Here is a 22,822-nt window from a genome sequence, read left to right as displayed (position 1 = left end):
CGTATACGCCTTCCCAGATGCTTTATTTCCCTTTTCTAAAGTCTGAAGGTGTTTTGTTGATGATCTTTTTAAAAATCTTGTTAAAATAGGTCACATTATTAAATCCCGATTCAAAGCAAACCTGGGCAATGGTCTTATCCTGTTGTAAGAAAAGACAAGCTTTTTGAATGCGGTAGCGGTTCACGAATTCGGTAAAAGTAATGTGAGTCGTTTTCTTAAAATAATTACAAAAAGAAGGAACAGAGATGTTGACCAGCCCGGCTACGGTTTCAATGTCAATCTCTTCGTGGTAGTAATGTTCTACGTAGGTAAAGATCTTTTGAAGCCGGGACCTGTGTTTGCTCACCAGATCAGCAATAATGGCCTTCTCATTTAAAATGTGATAATCTTCGCTGTTCCCTAAAATATGGAGCACTTGCAGAAAGTTCATTTTCCTTTCAAAAGGCAGCATATCTTTCATCCTGATCAGTATTTCTTTTACTTCTTCCTTGATGTTGCCATTAAATTTAATGCCATACTTTGACCGGTCTACCAATGCTGCGATGTGCTGCATCTCAGGAAAATCCGAAATCCATTGCTGCATCACTTCAGGTTTGATCTGAATAACAATCTCCTCATGAGGATCCCTTGCGTTCAAACCAAATCCGGAATGTGGTACATTGGAGCCGATCAATACGAGGTCTCCATCTTCATACATACTGATATGAGAACCCACATGCCGGGTTCCGCCACCTGAAATCACACAGACCAGTTCATATTCCGGATGGTAGTGATATTCCCAAACAAACTCATGGATAGGTTGGTTCTGATATAAGAACCGCATCGATGAAGCCTCATCAGGTTTTACAATCTCAAAGTGAATTTTCATCCTTATTAAGGTAAGTTAGTCAAATATGACTAATTAAATATTAATATAGTTCAATAAATAGTGAATAAAGGATAATTATTGCATTTATAAAAACTGGAATTTTATCATACCCAATGAGTTGCCTGCAGCTGGTCGGAATTACTAACCAAATCTATCTATCTTTCTAAAACGCGGTTTAATGGAATTCTTGAAAATTAAGATCTCGGTATTCATCAACTATTTATTATTCGGTATTATGCTGAATAGTGTCGGTACGGTGATCCTGCAGGCACAACGATATTATGGAGTCCCGGCTTCTTCCGCCTCTGTTTTGGAAGCCTTTAAAGACATCACGATTGCTGTAGTTTCTTTTGTTGTTGCTTCTTTTATCACCAGAATCGGCTATAAAAAATCAATGCAGATTGGTCTTGCTGCCGTCGCGATAGCTTGCTTTATCATTCCTTCTGTAAAGACTTTTATCGCAGTTAAACTGCTGTTTGCCATTACGGGAGCCAGTTTCGCGCTGATCAAGATTTCCGTATTTGGAACCATTGGCTTAATTACTAAAACTGAAAAGGCACACATCAGTCTGATGAGCTTTATTGAAAGCTTTTTTATGATTGGAATCTTATCCGGATACTTCATCTTCAGTTATTTTATTGACGATGCAGATGCCGCTTCCGGGAGATGGTTTACCGTTTACTACCTGATTGGTACCCTCTATCTGCTGGCCCTGGTATTATTGAGTGTTTCAGCGCTTGATGAATCTGCGGCGAAGCCTGAACCGGGAGTAAAATTTAGGCAATCTTATACCGATATGCTCAAATTATTGATGTTGCCATTGGTGGTTTCCTTTGTTGTATGTGCATTCCTGTATGTTTTAATAGAACAGAGCATTATGAGCTGGCTTCCTACATTCAATAACAAAGTTCTGCATTTACCTTCCTCGATCAGTGTAATGATGGCAGGCATTATGGCCAGTTCGACTGCCATTGGACGTGTTCTTGCAGGGCTTGTGTTGAAGAGAATCTCCTGGTATATCTGTCTTACCGTTTGTCTTTGCGCTGCTGCGGGACTGGTTCTTGTCGCCATTCCTCTTGCTTCCAGTACCAGTCCGCATGAGATCCGGGTTTGGGCAGATGTTCCAATCGCCGCCTATATCTTTCCCTTGATCGGGTTTTTTCTGGCGCCTGTCTATCCTGCAATTAATTCCGTCATTCTTGGCGCACTCCCGAAAAATCAGCATGGAACAATGTCCGGTCTGATCGTAGTTTTCTCTGCATTAGGCGGTTCTTTAGGATCTCTGATCACTGGATATATCTTTCAACATTATGGAGGTCAGACAGCCTTTTACTTCTCTCTGCTGCCAATCACAGCCCTTACTGTAGCCTTGTTCCTGTTTCAGAAAATGAAGACAAGATACCTCATTCAACACACTTTAAGTTAATCCATTATCCCTACCCATATTTATATGTCAAGTCACTTATTCTATATCGAAGATTTACAAGAATTGTTTTCTGATGTTCAGACGCAACGGATTTTTGCAGACCAGAAGATTTTTCCTGACTGTCTGCCCAGATTTACGGCCTCTGAAATTCTACAGAAATACCGCAGGCAGCAGCATGAACCAGCTTTTGATTTGTTAGGGTTTGTAAAAGAAAATTTCATATTACCGCCTGCTGATGAATTCGTGGCTGAGGTAGAGGAGGGAAATCCCGTAATCCATATTCAAAATCTATGGGACAAACTCAGCAGAAGAACGGAAGCTGGATTCAGCTCCCTGATTCAACTTCCTCAGAAGTTCGTGGTGCCTGGAGGACGCTTCAGAGAGTTTTTCTACTGGGATAGCTATTTCACGATGTTAGGACTGCAAGTGTCCCGCAGGATTGACCTGATCGAAAATATGGTAGAAAATTTCGCTTACCTGATCACAGAATTTGGCTTTATTCCAAATGGAAACAGGAGCTATTTCCTTAGTCGTTCCCAACCCCCTTTCTTTTCTCTGATGCTGGATTTGCTGGCAGAAGAAAATGGCAGGGACTGCTACCTCAAATACCTGCCTCAATTGAAAGCTGAATATGCTTTCTGGATGAATGGGAGTGAGCGCTTAAGTCCGGCTGAACCGGCTTATGAGCACAGTGTGAGGTTGCCGGAGGGAGAATTGTTAAATCGCTTCTGGGATAGAGAAAACACACCGCGCCCGGAAGGATATTATGAAGATCTGGAAATTTTTAATCATTCAACCGCAGAAAAAGCTGATCTATATCGGAATATCAGAGCCGCATGTGCGTCCGGATGGGATTTTTCAGGCCGCTGGTTTGCCGATGGGCAGGACATCAGTACTATAAAAACAACAGATCTGATTCCCGTTGATCTTAATAGCCTGCTATGGCATTTGGAATCTACCCTTGCCAAATGTGCTGCTTTAGCAGGCAAGGATGAAGAGCAGGAATATTATCATAAAAAGGCAAATCAGCGTGCTTCGGCGATTAGGAAGTATCTGTGGAATGAAGAGAAAGGCGGATATTTTGATTTTGACTTTAAACGCGGCATAGCTTCCGAAGCCTGGTCTATAGCAATGGCTTTCCCTTTGTTCTTTGGCCTTGCCAGTGAAACAGAAGCCGAAAAAGTGATTGGACACCTGCAAACTGTTTTTTTGAAAGAAGGGGGGCTGCTCACTACCCCAAATACAACAGGACAGCAATGGGATGCACCAAACGGATGGGCTCCTTTACAATGGATCGGCTATAAAGCGGCACTCAATTATGGTGCATTGGAACTTGCCGGAAATATCGCGGGAAATTGGATCGCAACAGTAGAACGGGTCTTCAAGACGACTGGGAAAATGATGGAAAAATACAATGTTGTGGATAGCTCTCTTGCTGCGGGAGGAGGGGAATATCCCAATCAGAATGGCTTCGGATGGACCAATGGAGTCTACTTAAAAATGAAAATGAATGAATAAAAGTTAATCATACAATATAAAACGAGCCTAAAACCTAACCATTTAAAAAACCAAATTATGAAAAGATATCTATTCTTTATTGTCGCCTGTTGCCTATTGGGCAGTGCAGAAACAACTTATAGTAAAGTGCCGGTAAAATACCTGAAAGTCAGAGAAACAGTGACCGGTACTGTAGTAGATAAAAATGACCAGCCAATAGTAGGGGCAACGGTGGTCATCAAAGGAACTAAGACGGGCACCTCTACAGACCGCGATGGTAAGTTTGCCTTAAACCTAACTCCTGATGCAAAAATTCTGATCGTTAGTGCCATCGGTTATAAGAGCATTGAACAACCCGTTTCTGTAAGAGGAGCTTTAAAAATCACCCTTCTGGAGGATTTGATGGAGCTGAACGCAGTAGTGGTAACGGGGTCAGTAAATCCATTAAAGAAAATTGAATCCAGTGTGGCCATTACTAGCTTTAACAGCAAAACGATCCAGCAGTTTGCCCCTTCCAGTGCTGCTGATTTATTAAAACATGTCCCGGGATTTGTAGTTGAGACTTCTGGTGGAGAGGTGGGAAATAACCTGTTTTCAAGGGGGATCCCATCTGCTGGAGCTTATGAATATGTACAGATTCAGGAAGATGGAATGCCTGTTTTTGAAGATGGTGCATTGCAATTTGCAAACGCGGATAACTGGCTGCGTGTTGATGAGACGATTTCCCGTATGGAGGCACTTAGAGGTGGTTCTGGTTCTGTTTTCGCCACCAATGCTCCTGGCGGAATTATCAATTTTATCACTAAAACAGGAAGTAATGATTTCTCAGGAACAGCAAAAATGACCACCGGAACTTCCGGGTTATTCCGCACAGACCTGAATGTGGGAGGAGCGCTGATACAAGATAAGTTATTCTTCAATGTAGGTGGGTTTTACAGGACTGAAAACGGCGTTCGTAACCCTGGTTTCAAAGGAAATGATGGTGGACAGGTCAAAATGAACCTGAAATACAATCTGGATAAGGGCTTTATCAAACTGTCTTACAAGAAACTTAATGACAGGAACTTATTCTTGCTGCCTATTCCATTAACCGATAGAAATAATCCGAAAGGAATTGAGGGCTTTAATGCAAATACCGGAACATTGACTTCAAGAAATTTCAGTCAGCTGGATATCCCTCAATATGGTGGCGGTTCTTTTAAAAGAAACCTTGAGGATGGGGTTCATCCTATTGTGGATGCAGTAGGGGCTGAATTTAAAACAGATCTGGGTAGTGGGTTTACTTTAAGCAACAATACGAGGTATACTAAAATCAATTTGGAATATACAGCCATCTTTCCCGGTGCTGAACCACAAACTGCTGCTGATTTTGCCGCGGGATATCGTACCAATGGGGGCGCATTTCCGGTGTTAAATCCGGAATATAGCAATGTAAACACTGGTGCAGTCATCAACCCCGGGCTGGTTGCTAAAGTTGGCTATTGGGCAATTGATAAACAAATGAAAAACTTTGCCAATAATCTGAGGTTTGATTATAAAAATGATAAGGTAGCTTTATCCCTGGGCTATTATTACTCAAACTGGACCTCTAACCAGCAATGGAACTGGAGTAACCTGTTGGTGTCGGTCTCTGATAACCCTCAGCTGTTAAACCTGGTTGATAAATCCGTTCCAGAAGGAGGGAATAACCGTTCCAGAACATATAACGGAGTAACTGATATTTCCTGGTTAACCCGGCAGACCCAAACAAAAGGGAACCTGAATGCGGTTTTTGGAAATGCTGAAATTAAAGCAACTGATCAGTTGACTTTCGATATTGGTCTGCGTTATGACATGGACCGCTATACCGGATACAAGAACAAGCCCAATGCGGTTTTACAAAATCTGGACAACAGTACTTCCTCCAGTAATAATTTTGCAGGTACTACTGCCGATAATTCAATAACGGTCTTATCCGGTGCTTATCAGTATTGGAAGTATGATGTGAACCGTTTATCTGGAAGCGCAGCGGCAAATTATAAGTTTGCAGATGACATGGCGGCCTATTTACGTTACAGCAATGGTTTCCGTTCGCCGATTGAGGAGGCTTATTTTGAGAATATGGATAAGCTGGATCAATTAAAGCCAACAGTGATCAATCAGTTTGAGCTGGGGTATAAGTACCAGGCGAAACAGTTTGCCCTTTTTGCTAATGCATTCTATATGGACCTTGCTGATCTGGCCTTTACAGATATCCTGCTGAACGGGCAATCGGAAAACAAATTTGCAAAAGCACGTAACTATGGAATGGAGCTGGAAGGACAATTTACTGCCGGAAATTTCAGTTTAACGATCAATGCAACTTTACAAGATCCAAAATTTACGGATTTTTCCGGAGAAGGAGTAAATAACAACGGAAACAGAGTACGAAGAATTCCTAGTTTTTACGGAACCATTCGTCCGGCTTATAACCTGACAAAGAACCTGGCCATCTATGCAGAAGTGAATCATTTCGGGAAGAAGTATTCAGACAATGAGAATCTAAGCCTCCTGCCTGCCTTTGATGTACTGAATGCAGGGGTATCCCTGAAAGTTAAGCGGATGCGTTTCGCATTGGACGCTTCAAATCTTACCAATACGATTGGGCTTACAGAAGGAAATCCAAGGGTAACTACAGCTCCGGGTACGATCTATTATGCCAGACCTATCCTGGGTAGATTTGCTAAACTCTCTGCAGCATTCGATTTCTAAAAATATTGATTTAAAGATCAGCTCGCCTGGATGATTTTTTCCGGGCGAGCTTTTTACTTTTGAATCTTGTCGATTCTCATGATGAAATCTGTATCTCCCGTAAGTTGAAGTCCTTTTTTTAACGCACCTGTTTTTATATTATAAAGCCAGATATAATTGCCTTCTTTGGTAGAGTTTACCGCAATATAGGCCGTATTTCCGGAAACGATTATGCAGGCCCTTCTCGTTCCCTTATCCAATGGAAGTTCCAGTTTCTTTAATACCTTTCCGGAAGAGAGGTCGATCAGATAGAATTCAAAATGAGCAGTGCTGTAATGGTCACTTAGCCCTTTAAACAGATCTTTTCGTTCTGCTCTGATGATGGCCTGATTTCCTCCGAGATACCATATTCCGTAAGCATGGTTCCTGATAACAGAAGCAGAGATGTTGAAAAAGTAGTTTTTGTCCAAAGTATCTTCTCCTGCATTGATCCGGAATATTCCGGTTGGAAGGTCAGCCCGGTTCCCTAATGCAATCCCCGGACAAGTCATAAAATAATAATTGCCTTTTTCATCATTGAAAGAATAAGGCTGCACCATGTTTGTTCCACCGGGGTAGGTAGAGCGCACATCTTTATCAATCCTGATCTTAGTCATCTGAGGATAATTGAATAGGGCAAGATAAGTGGTGTCACTGGTGGTATAATCGTAAGAACTTAATTTTTGATGATAGGTATAGCCCAGAAACAGCTGCTTGTTTCTCAGTTCTACAAATCCCGTTGAGATAGAGGTATACTTCCCAAAAGGTCTTGGGATAGCAAGGTCACCAATGGTCAGGACCTTCATGTCATCTGTTTTTATGATCGCATATTTCACTTGACTATAGTCGGTCCTGTTTAGGCCCGTTAGCAAGAGTGTATCTTTATTTAACCAATAATAATTGTCGATGGAAAAGTTCTCTAGTGGGGTGGAAGCTACTTCCACTATGGCCTGTTCCGCTTCCTTGTATTTTATAAAAGAGTTTTTTTTTCTGTTCAGCAGGTAATAAAAGCCGTCCCGTACCACAAGCTCCCGATCGATCTCTTTTTCGTCGAGTTTTGCACCGGTCTTTTCAGGATACAATAAGCCACTATCCAAAGTATTGGTCTCCATAATAAATTCCTTTCCATCTTTCCCTAAAATATAAATGCTGTATTTTTTTTCTGATGCAGCAACGGTATTGCCTTGTTGTTCCCGACAGGAAGGCAGGCAATAAAAAAGGATAATTGAGCTAAAGAAAAGGACACCATTTTTTGCTGATTTGGTCATAGTTCCTGGGATGATATTGTTTGCAGTGCCGGAGGAAGATCCACCAGGTTCCTTTCATTTACCATAATGATGGCTTTATTTTTGGTGCAATAACCTTCTGTTTTCTTGGTTCGTTATGGCATTCCTTTAAGAAGTCTTTACTGATTTTCATCACTGATTTCTGTTGTACAAACTTAGAAAAAAAAAGATGAGCTTTTCAATGCGCTTGATAAATCAACTGGCATACCGGCAGGTTTGATACAAACCGATCTGGTATAGAGGGCTGATTAGTGATAAATCACCTGGTCCAGATCGACATTTTGACTGTTCTTCTGCAGGATGGCCTGACGCTGATTTGTTGATTTCCGCATTTTGACGTCTTTGAATAGGATATCTTTTACATCTTCCAGAACTATGGCGTGCCTGTCATCGGTTTTCTCATAGTTGAAGCTGCTTTTTTCCAATTTTAATCTTTTTGCATGACGTGCCCAAAGGCCATAAGCAGGAAGTATTTTCAGGTTGGAGACGTTATATTGTCCAAGCCCCAGCTCAGGCGGAACCTGACTTGCGTCTTCAACCGGATTTCCTCCTTTGTCGAGGATATGAATGTCTTTGAATATCACATCCTCAACATAGCCCGTATGCAATCCATTTGGCAGACGGAAGTCTAATCCCCCTTCAACAGCAGCCGAATCCGGGAGCCGATATCCTGCGATAATTGAGGCTGATTTTTTTTGTGTACCGTCAAAAGCTTTCCATCGGCTTCCGCTATACGAGCTGCCGCCATACACCTCAGAAATGTCTATGCCCTGTAGTATCACCTTTTCTACCCGGCCTATATTTACATTCTTAACCAATAGTTCTGTTCTCTTTTTTCCATTTTCCAGAAAAGCATATTTTCCTACTTCAGTACCTGGAATTCTTCCACGGTTGGAGATGGAAATGAAAAAGGGAGCAGTGGTTCTGAACATCTTTGAGCGGGAGTGGATCCTGCCGGTATGTCCACAATTGAGATGAATGTGGCTAACCAGAGCCCCGTCATTGGTTGATATAGAGAAACCTGCTTTGTTTGCTCCAAGGATATAGATATTATCTATACAAACCTTGCTGATGTCGTCGGCAGTTTCTGAACCAATCTGGAAGAGGTTGCAATTGGTGTCGCCGATGATATTTCTTACTTTGTAATTTGCTGCTGGTCTGGTAAATCCAAGCGAACAATCCGAACCTAATTTTATGATATCATCAGAACTTACCTTCGAATAGATATTGGTGGCAGTTACCTCATTACAGCCCATGAAATCATAGATGTCTCTGGCATTGGAAACCTCGTTTTTTGCAAAATAGGTGTCGTGAACATTGATGGAATCCGTTCCGGTTGCCAGCAGAACGAAATGCCCCGCACGTTCGATCTTCAGCATATTGGAAGTATCAAATCGCCTGGCCCCGGATTTTCCAAGATAATAAGGTTCGTCTTTTTTCGGGTCGTACCATAGGTCTTCAGATGTATGAATACCGCCAATTTCCAGGTTACTACACAATTTAAATGAAAACATTTTGTCCCCGCGATGATCAGGCGGATTGTTCATCACTTTATCTCCCGTTACCAGGTTGCCATCTCCTGTAATGAGCCCCCTTCCTATGATTTTTATGTTGATCAGCCGTTCGCCAAAAAACATGGCATTTCTAAAATAATGATGACCAACATCTTGTTTAGTCAGGTAATTTTCCGGATCATCATAAGGGCCGGTATCCGTAGGAGAAAGCCCGGATCGGTATTTTTTATCGCTAAACCAGGTGCTTTCCGGGGCATCTGTTCCTTTAATGGCCTTGATAACGGCATCTTTATCTATATACAAATAAACGTTGCTTCTCAAATAAATGGTCCTTACCCGATAGATTCCTTTACTAAAAAAAAGTGTTCCTCCACCATTTTCAGCCAATGAATCTATTGCCCGGTTGATCTGATCGGTATGGTCCTGCTGTTCATCAGCCCTAATACCAAATTCTCTGATGTCAGTTTTTCCTGAATAAAATTTAGCTTCGTTTGAAAATAAAGTTCCCTGTCTGTTGCTGCTTTGAAGTTTAAAGCGATATTGTTGGTTTGGTCTTAGCCCGGAAATGTGAGCAGTGTTATTTTTAATATTGACCAGCGCAGTACTTAACTTCCAGGTTTTTCCCAGATCGATTGACTGTAAGATCTTTATTTTACCTGTCTCAGGCTGAGTATTCCATTTGAAATCGACCTGGGTATAGGTTTGCGGCTGTTCCTTAAAATGTAAAGCCTGAAGTGGAATTCGTTGGAAATCAGACAGGAAACCAACCGCATTTAGTGTCGCGTTTTCTGTTCCCGTTCCAGGGCTTTGTAATACCTTTGGCTTTGAGGTACTGTATCTGGCTTTAAAAAGATATTTACCCGTTTTATCCAGATTCACATTTCTAATGGTGATTTTAAGGTCATGACCATTTGCGGGACGCAGATCAAGATGAGTAAATGTAATTGTTTGCCCGCTCTCCGGACTGCCCTCAAGAACAACATTTCCTACCCTGGAATAGGAATAATTTGTTCCTGTCCTGCCGATAGACTGGTTGCCAAGATCTTTTAACCTTACTTCCCCGCGACCAATAACATTCACAGTTGTGTTTTCCATCGTCAGCCCGATGCCTGCCGGAACCGTAATGCTGACCGTTGCCTCCGGGCTTCGCTGTCCGGCTGTAAAATAAAGACTGAGTTGCTGCGGGCTATGGATGGTTATTTTGTCTGTTCCCAGTTGCAGCTTGCCTGCGATGGCCAGTTCCTTCACTAAAATATAATATACCTGCCTGGATTTCCCATTGCCGGAAATGACCGTTAAACGATCTCCGCTGAGCAGAGGCCCTTCTTCTTTTTTTATACCGGCTGCATCACTGATTTGATATTTCTGGTTAGTGCTATCAGAGGACCTGATTTGTGCGAATAAGCCTTTCGTTCCAATATTGGTAGAAATCAGTCCCTGATCTTCGGGCGTATCCACTGTAAATGAATAAGTGCTGCCACTAATTACAATGATCGTGTCTTTATGAATTCCGGCAATATGGCTTGCATTTTTTGCCGGCAGTATTGCTGTTTCGGCCTGGCTGGATTGATGAATCTGCGCATTTGTCAGCGTAAAAAAACAGAAGAAGATCGCGGTCAGCAGAAAGAAGAACCTATTCATTTTGTGAAGGGAATAATATTCAGTTAAAAATCGATAATAAGTACTAAACTTTCTTAACTAAGTAGTCAGTAATTCTGGCAACAAAGGCCATTATTATCCCCTCTGAAAAATAATTGAAAATAAATTCTATTAAATTAGTAGACTTTATTATATTTGCTCTCAGTAAGCTTAAAGAATATAATTCTCAGCCCGCCCGGGCTGATGCTTAAAAAAAATTAGATGTTTGGTTAGATCTAAGTTTTGTTTGGTTAAAAGCCAGGTTGGATGACCTGGCTTTTTCATATAAAAGCTTAAATTACGTCACACAAATAAATAAACCTGTAAATGACCAAGAAACTATTAAAACCCAACAACTTTTCTATGCATGAAGACTGGACTGTAGTCCTGCTTGGAGCACTCGTAATCCTGATTTCTATTTTATTTTTTCAGATTCCTATCCCTGTTTTTAAATGGGACAGCACTGCCGTCTTATTCGATAAGATTCTTCAATTTGATAACCTTAAGGCGATACTCATTCAGTTCTTATTTATCCTGTCTATCGGAACCCTGGGAACTTTGCTCATGGGAAAATCAGTCAAAAACTTTGTTCTTGGCTTTCCCTTGGTCTATGTGCTCACTATGATTGCTTTAGTGATTGCAGGCAGCTCTACGATGAGGTCCTTCAATCTGGAGGCGGTGATTTTTAGTCTGATCATTGGTCTCGCAATCGGTAACTTTTTCAAACTACCGGATTGGTTCCGCACCGCGCTTTCTACGGAACTTTTTGTAAAGATCGGATTGGTTTTACTGGGCACGACAGTAATTTTTGCAGATATCCTGAAGGCTGGCTCCCTTGGCTTGATCCAGGCATTGGTAGTCGTACTGTCCGTTTGGTATTTCGCTTTCTGGTTGTGTAAAAAGCTTAAAGTGGATGATGAACTGACCATGATGATCTCCAGTGCTGTTTCTATCTGCGGCGTTTCTGCGGCAATCGCCACTTCTGGGGCGATCAAAGGGGATTCAAAAAAGCTTTCCTATGTCATCTCTATGGTATTGATCACCGCAATTCCTATGATGATTTTTATGCCCTATATCGCCAATTATTTTTCTTTTCCTCAGGCAGTAACCGGTGCCTGGCTTGGTGGTAGTATCGATACCAGCGGAGCAGTCGTGGCTTCCGGCTCTATGGTAGGAGAAGAAGCATTAAAAATTAGTACCATCGTTAAGTTTTCACAAAATGTGTTACTCGGGATTGCTGCTTTTGCCATCAGTATTTATTGGTCTTATACCAACCATACCGACGAAAGTGGAGAAAGGGTAAAACCTACTTTGGGGGTTATCTGGGAGCGCTTTCCTAAATTTGTATTGGGCTTTATCGGAGCTTCACTGTTGTTTTCTTTCTTCCTTTCAAAAGGAACTGTATCCGATGTGAAAGATGGTTTGAAGAATTTACAGGGTGCCTGGTTTGCATTGGCCTTTACCAGCATTGGGTTGGAAACTAATTTCAAGGATCTCTTTAAGAACAACAGCAAAAAGCCGCTTTACGCATTTCTGACCGCGCAGCTTTTTAATGTGATCATTACCTTGATTATCGCCTTCTTTTTATTCGGATAATTCATTCTTTTAATAAAAAAGCAGATCATGGCAGGTTCCTTGCTGTTCAATTTGTATTGTCAATCATCGTGATCAAAAAAAATGAGTAGTACCCCGAAAAAGAGTTTATTTAAGGCAATTAAAGGAAAGATCATCATCGCATTGCTATTGGCCTGCTTTGCCTTGCTGATGGCCTGGGGGGTGAGTAAGGTGGCTTTTAATGAGATGTTGAATACTGTTGAAAACATTTCTGCGCCGAGTGAACGTCTGAGAATGGTAAACCTGATTTCTCTTAAGATCAGCCGTTTGGATCAGATGCAAAAACGACAGGCTTCGAACGATCCTAAAAACTATGGCAAGCTCTTTAAAGAATCCAGCCAGTTGCGACTGGTGCTGGATTCCTTGTCGATGTTGTATCCACGGGATACGGTACAGCTTCACCGGATCGTGACCATTCAAAAGTTGTTAAGTGAAAGAGATAACCAGTTCGTCAATTATTTGAAGGTAAGAGAAGGGCTGGTAAACAATAAGTCGTTCTCCAGACAAGTGCAAAATCTGAGCGATATGGTGAATAAAAGTGGAAATGACAGCACCATTCTGGCTTCACAACAGCAGAGCTCCACAACTACCATTTACTCAACAGAAGATAAAAACAGAGGGTTCTTCAGCCGGCTTTTCGGAAAGAAAAAAGAGAATGCTGAAGACAATAAGTCTTATAAAATCATCAATGAACAAAATGTAAAAGTAGATACCATTGCACTTTCAAATGAAGATAAAATCTCCAGAAGTCTGGAAGAATCTCTCAGAACCATTGAAAAAGAGCAAAGGATGAAAAGTGCGAGATTCCTGAATAAGGAGGCTGAACTGGCCAATGCAAACAACAGGTTAATCAACCAGATGCTTGATATTCTTAGAAAAGTGGAGAGTGAAGTCGTGACACAGATAGAACTCAATGGTATCCAGGCCAAGCATGTGGTTAATACGGGAATCAATACCATCAGCATCATTATGCTTGTGTTTTTCCTGCTGATGTTGCTCTTGCTTTATTTTATTCTGACCGATATCACGCGAAGCAATCGATATAAAAATGAACTGGAGCTGGCCAGGGATGAGGCCGAGTACCATGGACAGGCGAAACAGCGCTTCCTTTCTAATATGAGCCATGAAATCCGGACACCCCTGCAATCCATTATCGGGTACGCTGAATTGATCCGGCAGCAGGAGCATCCCAAACCGAAAGATATTGATGCCATTTATCATTCTTCCGAGCATTTATTGCAGATTGTCAATGAGGTATTGGACTATAACAGGATTATTTCCGGTAAGTTTACCTTTGCGGATAAGCCTTTTAATATTGTTAAACTCTTAGAGGAGGTCGTTTCTGTCATGCGGCCTCAGGCAGAACGGAAATCGCTTGAACTGCTAACTGAAGTGGCACTTCATGAAACAAAATACATTACCGGAGATGCTTTCCGGCTAAAACAGATCCTTTACAATTTATTGGGGAACGCCATCAAATTTACAAATGAAGGGCAAGTCGTCCTTTCGGTGTTTTATAAAAGACAGGCGGAGCACCTCCATTTCACCTTTATGGTTAAGGATACAGGTATAGGTCTTTCTGAAGAGGCTACATCCGTTATATTTAATGAATTTGAACAGGTGAACGCTCCGGATAATGAAGTATTAAACCAGGCAGGTACAGGTTTGGGCTTGACGATCATTAAATCGCTGGTAGAAAACCAGGGAGGTAGGATTTATGTGAAAAGTAAGCAGGGAGAAGGAAGCGTTTTTACCGTATACCTGACTTTTAAAGTCGCAGCAGAACCGATTGCAGAAACTTTACTGAGTACAAATGAAACCGTTTCCTGGAAGCCTTTCAGGGTGTGGGTGGTAGATGATGATCCCCTGATCCTGGACCTTTGCGGCATTATTTTTCAAAGGAATGGAATTACTTATAAAAGCTTTCATTCCCCATCCGAATTGCTGAAAGAAGAAGAAGTCGCAGATTTGAAGTACATCCTTGTCGATATGCGGATGCCTGAAATGAACGGAATTGCACTTTGTAAACTGCTGAGGGAGCGTATGGGATCAACTGTTAAAATCTTTGCCATTACCGCACAGGTGCTGCCTGATGAACGCGAATTTCTTTTAAACAATGGCTTCGATGGACTGGTGATGAAGCCTTTCAGAGAAAATGAACTACTGGCCGTATTCTCGGAAGAAATTACCCTTTCTGCCATTCCTGGGGATGAGCACAAAAAAGAAGAGGAAATCCATGAAGAGGAAAAAAAGATAGCGCTCGATCTTGGACCGCTGCGGAAGATGACTTTTGATGATGAAGACCAGCTGAAAAAGATCCTGGGTCGTTTTGTCCTGGATTCAGAAAACGATATTCAGGAAAGTCAGGAAGCCCTGGAAAAGAAAGACGGAGAAACATTACGGCTCGTTACCCACCGTCTTGCCGGTCGGATTGCCCAGATTGGTTCCCGGAAACTAGCTGCTGAATTCCGGGAGATGGAAATTACTTTATCGGAGCATGCCGTTCCTGACGCAGCAACCGGAGCCAGGGTACTGGCCTTATCAGCCCAATTAAAATTGCTGATCGGTCAGATAAAAGAAGTTTGATTTTATTCTATTTCATAGCGTTCCATCTTACTATATAAGGTCTTGCGATCTATGTTCAGTAATTTGGCCGCTTTTGATTTGTTGTATTTAACCTTCACCAGGGTTTCAATGATCAGCATTTTCTCATTTACCTCATTAATGGCTTTAAGGTCTGTACCATTGGGTTTCGGAATCTGGTTAATGGAGATGATCATTTCTTCCGGTAATGAATCTACCTCTGCCGTTTCCGAAGGGGTAAGCAATACCATGCGTTTGATCACATTCTTTAGCTCCCGCAAATTTCCCGGCCAGTCGTACTGTAGTAAAAGGTCTTTCGCCTGCTGAGACAGGTTCTGCACATTACGTTGTAGTTCTGTGTTGGAAAGTCTGATGAAGTGATTGATGAACAACTCAATGTCCTTACCTCTGTCCCTCAGTGCGGGAAGCTGGATTTTGAATTCGTTTAAACGATGGTAAAGGTCTTCCCGGAATGAGCCATTCGCCACACTTGATTTCAGGTCGTCGTTTGTAGCGGTAATAATTCTTACATCTACTTTTACTGTTTTGGTGCTTCCCAGTGGCTGGATGATCCGTTCCTGTAAAGCGCGTAACATCTTTACCTGAACCTCATAGCTGAGGTTTCCAACTTCATCCAGAAACAAGGTGCCCCCATTCGCGGCCTCAAACTGGCCTTTTTTGTCGTTCAATGCACCGGTAAAGGCGCCCTTGGCATGACCGAATAATTCACTTGCTGCAAGGTCTTTGGACAATGCACCACAATCGATCGCTACAAAAGGCTTATCCTTGCGCTTACTCTGCATGTGAAGGGCTCTTGCAGCATATTCTTTTCCTGTTCCGCTTTCTCCCTGAATGATGACCGACATATCGGTAGGGGCAACGAGGTTGATGTGTTCGTATAATTTATCAGCAATGCTGCTCTTTCCTTTGATGGCATCTGCATGTTCAATAGAGGTGCCGGCGCTGATGGTTTCTTTTTTGCCCAGAGAATTGTTGATGATCATGAGCAACTCATCTGGATTTACAGGCTTGGTAATGTAATCGAATGCCCCTAACTGAATTGATTTTACCGCCGTTCTTACATCATTGAAACTGGTCATAATGATGACCGGCTGGGTTAATCCTTTTCCGCGTATATGAGATAAAACGTCGAGGCCTGTTCCGTCAGGCAAACGGTAATCTACCAGTAAAAGGTCAAAACTTTGCTGTTCTATTAGCTTTAGACTTTTTTTTACATCATTTACCGGACTGGGCTCGTGACCATGTTTGGTCAGAAAACCTTCCAGTAACTGCGAAAAAGTGAGGTCGTCTTCAATAATCAGTATTTTTGCCATAAGGATTTCGCTTGTAATTATAGCAAAAATACAAAAGCCGGAGGACATCCGGCTTTTGTGAAGTATATTAATTGATATTTATTGTGGGCTTACTCAATAACTGCACCTTCTTTAGATAGTTTTAAAGAGGCAGTTTCTTCTCCCTTTTTGGCATCAACCTGATAATATTCAGACTTGTCTGCTTTGGTTACCAAAAATGCAGCTGTTGGAATCCATTCTTTGTATTTATCAGATGCCAATGTAGTTTTAACTGCATCTGGAAGATCTTTCAGTTCAACGGGAGTTTTGGTTACACTGTCTTGTTTTACGGTAACTATAACTGGATTTTTAACGTCAGTTGCTTTTACTTGTGTTAACCCTACGAATGCTAAAAATGCTGCGGATAAGATGATCTTTTTCATAATTATATATTTTAAAAGTTTATTATTCTGTTTTAATTACGATCAGATAGGTTTCATAATGATGCCAAAAGAGCTTTAAATCGTTAAATCGCTTATATCCAGTGGTTTTTATTGTTTTTCTGGAAAATGACTGTTGCCTTATTCCACACTTTGTTGCGGAAAGAAACAAATCGCTGCCACCCCAATACCTCATGGATTTCGGCAATTCCAGCTATATATTACGCTATGAGAAAGTAATGTATTTTTCTTAACTTTGTCTTTATGCTATCTAAGAAGACTAAATACGCAATAAAGGCACTTGTTGCGCTCGGAAAAAACGCTGGAAATCCTCCTATGCAAATCGTAAGATTAGCTGAACAGGAAATGATCCCCAGAAAGTTCTTAGAGCAGATCCTGTTGGACATGCGTAATGCAGGTTATCTGTACAGTAAAAAAGGTGCAGGTGGTGGCTATAGCTTGAACAAAGAGCCGGGTGATATTTATCTGGCCGATATCCTGCGCATTACCGACGGACCAATTGCTATGGTTCCATGTGCCAGTCTTAAATTTTACCGCAAATGCGATGAATGTCATGATGAAGTGACCTGTGGCATTAGAAAAACCTTTATCGATGTGCGGGACGCAACGCTGAAAGTCCTTGCCCAAACCTCTATTGCAGACGTTATTGCCCGCGAAACTGACGAAAGCATTGTCAATTAATATTTAATTTCAAATAAAGTCTACTACTTCTATAGTCTTTTTATATATTTGTATCGATAAGACAAATATGTAATACCTTTAAACGTTAGGCTATGATTTTAAATAAGATAGAAAGTGGTGTAAAAGAACCTAAAATTACATTGGTAGGAGCCGGTCCCGGCGATCCTGAACTCATCAGCTTAAAAGGTGTTAAGGCAATTGCGACTGCAGATGTGGTCTTATATGATGCACAGGTGAATGAAGCCCTGCTCAATCATGCTCCTGAAAAGGCAATTAAAATATTTGTAGGCAGTAAATCCGATGACGAATCATTCTCCCAGGATGCGGTCAATAAACTGATGATCGACTATGCTTTAAATTATGGCCATGTGGTCAGATTGAAAAGCGGTGATCCTTTTGTTTTTGCCCGTGGCTTCGAAGAGGTGGATTATGCAGAATCTTATAGTATTCAAACAGAAATTATACCTGGTATTTCCAGCGCCCTGGGTGTTCCGGGATTACATAAAATACCCATGACCTATAATACCCTGAGCGAGAGCTTTTGGGTCCTTAGCGGAACAAATGCTGCGGGTGAACTTTCTCCTGATTTGTTCGTGGCAGCAAAATCAAAAGCAACGGTAGTCATTCTGATGGGAATTGAGAAAATTAGAGAAATCACCGCCATCTTCCAGGCAGAAGGTAAAAATAAACTTCCCGTGGCAGTTATTGAAAATGGCTCTTCGGTAAATGAACATCTAAAAATAGGCGTGGTAGATACCATCGCAGAATTAATAGAGGACAATAAAATTTCCTCTCCTGCACTATTGGTTTTTGGAGATGTGGTTTCCCTGCATCCTTCGTTTGCCAGAATTAAAGATTTTTACGAACTGATGTCCTTACAATAGGAATTATCTCATTTTGTTTTAAAAGCCAGATATTTGTATCTGGCTTTTTACGTTTATGGGGTAGCAATTGGTGATTGTCGCACATCCGGAATAAACACCTTGAGCTATTTATTAATTAACTTTGTTTAAAATATCAACTTATGAATAAAATAAAAGCAAATTTTTGCTATCGTGGGATTCTGGGTTTGTCTTTATTGGCGGCCGTTCCTTTTTTGTCAATGGCACAAAAGCCAAACTGGCAGAACCTGGACCTTAAAGCAGATTCTACTTTCGGTATCAGCACAGAGAAAGCTTATAACGAATTGTTAAAAGGAAAAAAATCTAAATCTGTTATTGTTGCAGTGCTGGATGGTGGGGTAGATATCAACCATGAAGACCTGAAATCGATCATTTGGGTAAACAAAAAGGAAAAAGCAGGTAACGGAAAAGACGACGATAAAAACGGATATATCGATGATATCCATGGATGGAATTTTTTGGGTTCTGCAAAAGGCTCAATAAACCATGAAACATTGGAGTTAACACGTCTGGTGCGCAGAGACAATGCTAAATTTAGAAATTCCGATGCGACTTCTGTAAAAGCAAATGACCTGGCTGCATTTGAAGCTTATCAAAAGAATAAAGCAGAACTGGAAAAAGAACTGGCTGAAGCCAAAGATGGATTGATGCGTTATGGTTCTATCAAAACGGCGATTGATGACGTGGTGAAAAAAATAGGTAAAGAAAACCCTGCTGTTGCCGATTTCGAAAGCTTTGTGCCTGCAACTGATATGGAGAAAAATATCCAGAGAATCATGGTACAGCAGTTAAAGAATGCGACTTTCAAAGAATTTTATGACGGTCAGGTTTTACCGGGATATGACCACTTCAAATCTCAGGTAGAGTATAACCTTAACCTGGATTATGATCCGAGATCAATTGTTGGGGATGATCCTGAGAACACAAAGGAACGTTTTTACGGTAATAACGATGTAGCTGGTCCGGATGCACGTCATGGTTCTCATGTTTCCGGTATTATCGCCGCAGTAAGAACCAATGACCTGGGTATAAAAGGTGTTGCCGATAATGTAGAGATCCTGGCAGTCCGCAATACGCCTAATGGTGATGAACGCGATAAAGATGTGGCAAATGCCATCCGCTATGCTGCCGATAACGGTGCTAAAGTCATCAACATGAGTTTCGGTAAAGCTTATTCATGGAATAAAACAATTGTAGATGAAGCCGTAAAGTATGCAGTTTCCAAAGACGTTTTATTGATTCATGCCGCAGGAAATGACAATAAAGATCTGGAAGTAGAGCAGAATTTTCCTAATCCTCAGTATGCGGATGGTGGAGTTGCTGCTTCATGGATTACCGTAGGTGCTTCAGGCTGGTTAAATGATGGGACCATTAAAGCTAACTTTTCAAATTATGGAAAAACTACGGTTGATGTATTTGCTCCAGGTGTAAGGATCAATTCTACCGTTCCGGGTTCTAAATATGAAAATTTAGATGGAACAAGTATGGCTGCACCAGTGGTTGCAGGTTTAGCCGGACTGATCCGTTCTTACTATCCTAAGTTGACCGCGGTGCAGGTTAAAGACATTATTCTTAAATCAGTAGTTAAAGTAGACCAGGTAGTGAAAGTACAACAGGGAGAAACCACAAAGGATATTCCTTTTTCTGATCTTTGCGTAACCGGAGGGATTGTAAATGCTTATAACGCATTAAAACTGGCCGCTGAATATAAAAAATAAATATTCAGACATATCTTAAAAAGAAAGCGCCATTCNNGAATGGCGCTTTCTTTTTAACTGACATTGACCAGCAGTTTATGGGGTATTTTTCTTTCCTCCATAAAGCATAACCGTTCATATTTATATTCGTTTACCTTTACCGGATCCTTAAGGTCTTTGAAGATGGCAATAATCACATCGTACATCATGATGCAATTCAGATTCAGTTCATTTCTTTTGAAAATCTGAATACACTCATTTGAATATTCATACGCAAGTACATATTCTCCTCTGTTTCTCAGTTGATTGGCCTGCATCATTCTTAAAATAGATTCAGAGTATTCGGTGAGTTTAAACCTTGTTTTGTTGTTGTGTATCTCTACCAGTATCTGTTCTATCTGATCGGTTTTCTTTCCGGGATTTATCTTTGAGCTTGATAAGGCAAAGACGTTCATCATAAAGATGGTGAAAGCAGTTCTTTTAGAAAATACACGTGGATGTAATTTAGAGATTGTTCTGATGATCCTGATTGTGCCTTCATCACTACCATAGAAGGTATTCAGGATCAGTAACAATACATAAGCTATCCCCTGTTTGGTATCCAATGCTGCTTTAGTCTCTAAAAAAGAATAGTTGAAATTTTCCAGGTCCTGAATCATAGGATGCGGTTCAATTGTCCTGTTGCTCAGTTTGAGGTAAATCAGCCAGGTCAGCTCGTATGGGTTTACCGGCCAGCCTTTTACATCCAGGGCGCTGAGTTTGTTCAACCTCATTGCTACCCTGTCCTGGTCCATACTCATAATGTCAAAAATCGCGAGAATGGATTGATAAATTAACCGGTTCTCATCAGTATCTGCAACATCAGCCAGGACAGTTACTGCTTCTTTATAACAGGAATCCACAAAGTCAAAATTGATCAGTTGTTTGATCAGGACGTCATGAAGTTTATGGTCAGTCAGAAGCTTAATGGTATCCGGACTATACCGGGCTCTGAACCTCAGGTTTTCAGCAATGAAAAGAATGAGGTAATTCCGTTCAAAATAATTTAACTGCAGGTCGAAAATATGAGAAAGGGACCTGAAATCTCCAATCCGAATGATAAAGCGGATCGTCCATTGCAATAGATGGAACCTTACATTATTGCTTTCGTAAGAACTCTGAATAAACTGAAAGAAAGTCCAGTCTACCTGTAAATGGAATTTTTCCAGCAACTCAATAAAGAGGAAGTATTCAAAGATATGAGGATAAATAAAACGGACATATTCTCTTGGCTGATAGTCGTCCTGGCTTTTCTCTTCCATCAGGATCCCTTCGGATAAGAGCTCCATATACGCATTTTTAAATGCCGACAATTCGCTGATCAGAAGGTCTTTTGGAACAGAGTCTACTTTCTTGCCATAATCAGTGAGCTGAATTACTTTTTTCAGAAAGAGAATTTTCTCCGTGTAATAATTAGACCGGTAAATTTTCTCCTGGATAAATCTGGAGATCAGTTCATGAAAAGTGATGCTCGTAGAATAGTTAAAATAAGGATCTTCTTCTTTTAACTGATAATAGAGTTGTATATATAACGGAAACTTTAATTGAGATTTAAGTTTTGGATTTAATTCATAAACATCAGATTGGTTGATCTTGGAAATAATCTGATCCACTTCTTTACCTGTAAGGGGAGGAACATTGGATACTTCATTCTGATTGAAGTAATTTCCTGTAAACCATTTCGACTTTAAAAAAGCAGAATGCCTGATGCAATCGTAAAATCTCATCCAGGTCGTGGACCGCATGCTCATCACCAGTTTAATACAGTCTACGTTTTCAATGGAACAAATAAAGCTGATGATACTTTCGAAGAGTTGTTTCTTAAGGTCTTTTTTGATGATGAGTTCTGAAAATCCATCCAGAACAATGATAAATTTTTTCCCTGTCTGACTATAGTTTTCCTGGATGTGTTCCAGCAGACTCTCTTTGTGCTGAATCCCCAGTTGCATTTTAAGCTGGTCTTCAAAGTTGAGCGTGAGCTGGTCTACATTGAAAAAACTATTTGCAGTGATGAACATTATCGTCGATTCTTTATGCGCCGAAGATTCATTGTTAAAGAACTTTTCTACTAAATGACTAAGAAGGATGGTCCTGCCATAACCGGGTTGTGAAATGAAACAGGTATAAGTATAGTTGCTTTTAAAGAAGTCATCGAAGTCGTGCTCTGCAAATTTCCTGCTGATGGTCATCTCATATGGAATGCCGGAGCGGTTTTTAATTCCTTTCAGCGTAAAGTCGGTGATTCGCCTGGCATTGTGCCGGATATCTGTCCAGCTGGTGGCCGTTTCCTGAGGATTTAAATGAACAGGAGCAGCCCAATTACCAATCTGTTCCTTGTTGACATACTCCGATAAAGTGGTGAGCGTAAACTTTGAAAAATTATGTTTAACCACGGCGAATCCAAACAATCTCTTGATGGTTGTTTCGCTTACATTCTTATTTAACGTTTTACTGATTTCAATGGAGATCCTTTTACAATCAGCAGGAGTGATGGTTCGAATTCCTGTTTTTAATAGGATTAGACTCTTTACTTCATTTAAGGTAGATATATCGTCCATATACAGTACGAGTGAGCA

14 protein-coding genes are annotated in these 22,822 nt (G+C 41.0%); 8 read left to right on the top strand and 6 right to left on the bottom strand.

Annotated elements, in window-relative coordinates:
- Positions 1 to 22: 22 nt before the first annotated feature.
- Positions 23 to 868 (bottom strand): AraC family transcriptional regulator, encoded by an 846-nt coding sequence (locus DBR43_RS23175; RefSeq protein ID WP_124585320.1) that lies wholly within the window; start codon positions 866 to 868, stop codon positions 23 to 25.
- 178 nt (positions 869 to 1,046) lie between these two features.
- Here DBR43_RS23175 and DBR43_RS23170 point away from each other — a divergent pair, with 178 nt between their 5' ends.
- Genes DBR43_RS23170 through DBR43_RS23160 form a run of 3 tightly spaced genes read left to right on the top strand, consistent with a single transcriptional unit; the run spans position 1,047 to position 6,521 of the window.
- Complete coding sequence (locus tag DBR43_RS23170; RefSeq protein ID WP_124585318.1) at positions 1,047 to 2,294, top strand: MFS transporter; 1,248 nt, start codon at positions 1,047 to 1,049, stop codon at positions 2,292 to 2,294.
- A 24-nt stretch (positions 2,295 to 2,318) separates the two neighbouring features.
- Positions 2,319 to 3,812 carry an alpha,alpha-trehalase TreF gene (treF, locus tag DBR43_RS23165; protein WP_124585316.1) on the top strand — a complete coding sequence of 498 codons (1,494 nt, stop codon included), beginning with the start codon at positions 2,319 to 2,321 and terminating at the stop codon, positions 3,810 to 3,812.
- Positions 3,813 to 3,869: 57 nt separating this feature from the next.
- On the top strand, positions 3,870 to 6,521 hold the full coding sequence (locus DBR43_RS23160; RefSeq protein ID WP_124585314.1) for a TonB-dependent receptor: 2,652 nt from the start codon (positions 3,870 to 3,872) through the stop codon (positions 6,519 to 6,521).
- A gap of 53 nt (positions 6,522 to 6,574) precedes the next feature.
- Here DBR43_RS23160 and DBR43_RS23155 read toward each other — a convergent pair whose 3' ends face one another.
- Together DBR43_RS23155 and DBR43_RS23150 are read right to left on the bottom strand one after the other, a co-directional pair.
- Positions 6,575 to 7,807 carry a DUF4374 domain-containing protein gene (locus DBR43_RS23155; RefSeq protein ID WP_124585312.1) on the bottom strand — a complete coding sequence of 411 codons (1,233 nt, stop codon included), beginning with the start codon at positions 7,805 to 7,807 and terminating at the stop codon, positions 6,575 to 6,577.
- Between the two features lie 266 nt (positions 7,808 to 8,073).
- Positions 8,074 to 10,980, bottom strand: coding sequence for a glycosyl hydrolase family 28-related protein (locus DBR43_RS23150; RefSeq protein ID WP_124585310.1), 2,907 nt, complete (start codon positions 10,978 to 10,980; stop codon positions 8,074 to 8,076).
- A gap of 324 nt (positions 10,981 to 11,304) precedes the next feature.
- Here DBR43_RS23150 and DBR43_RS23145 point away from each other — a divergent pair, with 324 nt between their 5' ends.
- The gene (locus DBR43_RS23145) at positions 11,305 to 12,573 is read left to right on the top strand and encodes a YeiH family protein (RefSeq protein WP_124585308.1); all 1,269 of its coding nucleotides are present in this window, start codon (positions 11,305 to 11,307) and stop codon (positions 12,571 to 12,573) included.
- 81 nt (positions 12,574 to 12,654) lie between these two features.
- Positions 12,655 to 15,177, top strand: coding sequence for an ATP-binding protein (locus DBR43_RS23140; RefSeq protein ID WP_124585306.1), 2,523 nt, complete (start codon positions 12,655 to 12,657; stop codon positions 15,175 to 15,177).
- Positions 15,178 to 15,179: 2 nt separating this feature from the next.
- Here the strand turns inward: DBR43_RS23140 and DBR43_RS23135 are convergent, their stop codons facing one another.
- Complete coding sequence (locus tag DBR43_RS23135) at positions 15,180 to 16,508, bottom strand: sigma-54-dependent transcriptional regulator (protein WP_124585305.1); 1,329 nt, start codon at positions 16,506 to 16,508, stop codon at positions 15,180 to 15,182.
- Positions 16,509 to 16,597: 89 nt separating this feature from the next.
- Positions 16,598 to 16,909, bottom strand: coding sequence for a hypothetical protein (locus DBR43_RS23130; protein WP_124585303.1), 312 nt, complete (start codon positions 16,907 to 16,909; stop codon positions 16,598 to 16,600).
- Positions 16,910 to 17,170: 261 nt separating this feature from the next.
- Between DBR43_RS23130 and DBR43_RS23125 the strand changes: the two genes are divergently transcribed.
- The 3 genes from DBR43_RS23125 to DBR43_RS23115 all read left to right on the top strand — a co-directional run bounded on the left by DBR43_RS23125 (position 17,171) and on the right by DBR43_RS23115 (position 20,228).
- Positions 17,171 to 17,608 (top strand): RrF2 family transcriptional regulator, encoded by a 438-nt coding sequence (locus DBR43_RS23125; protein WP_074608586.1) that lies wholly within the window; start codon positions 17,171 to 17,173, stop codon positions 17,606 to 17,608.
- A gap of 92 nt (positions 17,609 to 17,700) precedes the next feature.
- Positions 17,701 to 18,492 (top strand): uroporphyrinogen-III C-methyltransferase, encoded by a 792-nt coding sequence (gene cobA / locus DBR43_RS23120; RefSeq protein ID WP_124585301.1) that lies wholly within the window; start codon positions 17,701 to 17,703, stop codon positions 18,490 to 18,492.
- Between the two features lie 140 nt (positions 18,493 to 18,632).
- The gene (locus DBR43_RS23115; RefSeq protein ID WP_124585299.1) at positions 18,633 to 20,228 is read left to right on the top strand and encodes a S8 family peptidase; all 1,596 of its coding nucleotides are present in this window, start codon (positions 18,633 to 18,635) and stop codon (positions 20,226 to 20,228) included.
- A gap of 53 nt (positions 20,229 to 20,281) precedes the next feature.
- Here DBR43_RS23115 and DBR43_RS23110 read toward each other — a convergent pair whose 3' ends face one another.
- Positions 20,282 to 22,804, bottom strand: coding sequence for a hypothetical protein (locus tag DBR43_RS23110; RefSeq protein WP_124585297.1), 2,523 nt, complete (start codon positions 22,802 to 22,804; stop codon positions 20,282 to 20,284).
- Between the last annotated feature and the right edge of the window lie 18 nt (positions 22,805 to 22,822).

This window comes from Pedobacter sp. KBW06, assembly GCF_003852525.1.
Lineage (GTDB): Bacteria > Bacteroidota > Bacteroidia > Sphingobacteriales > Sphingobacteriaceae > Pedobacter.
This window is presented reverse-complemented; position numbering and strand designations above follow the sequence as displayed.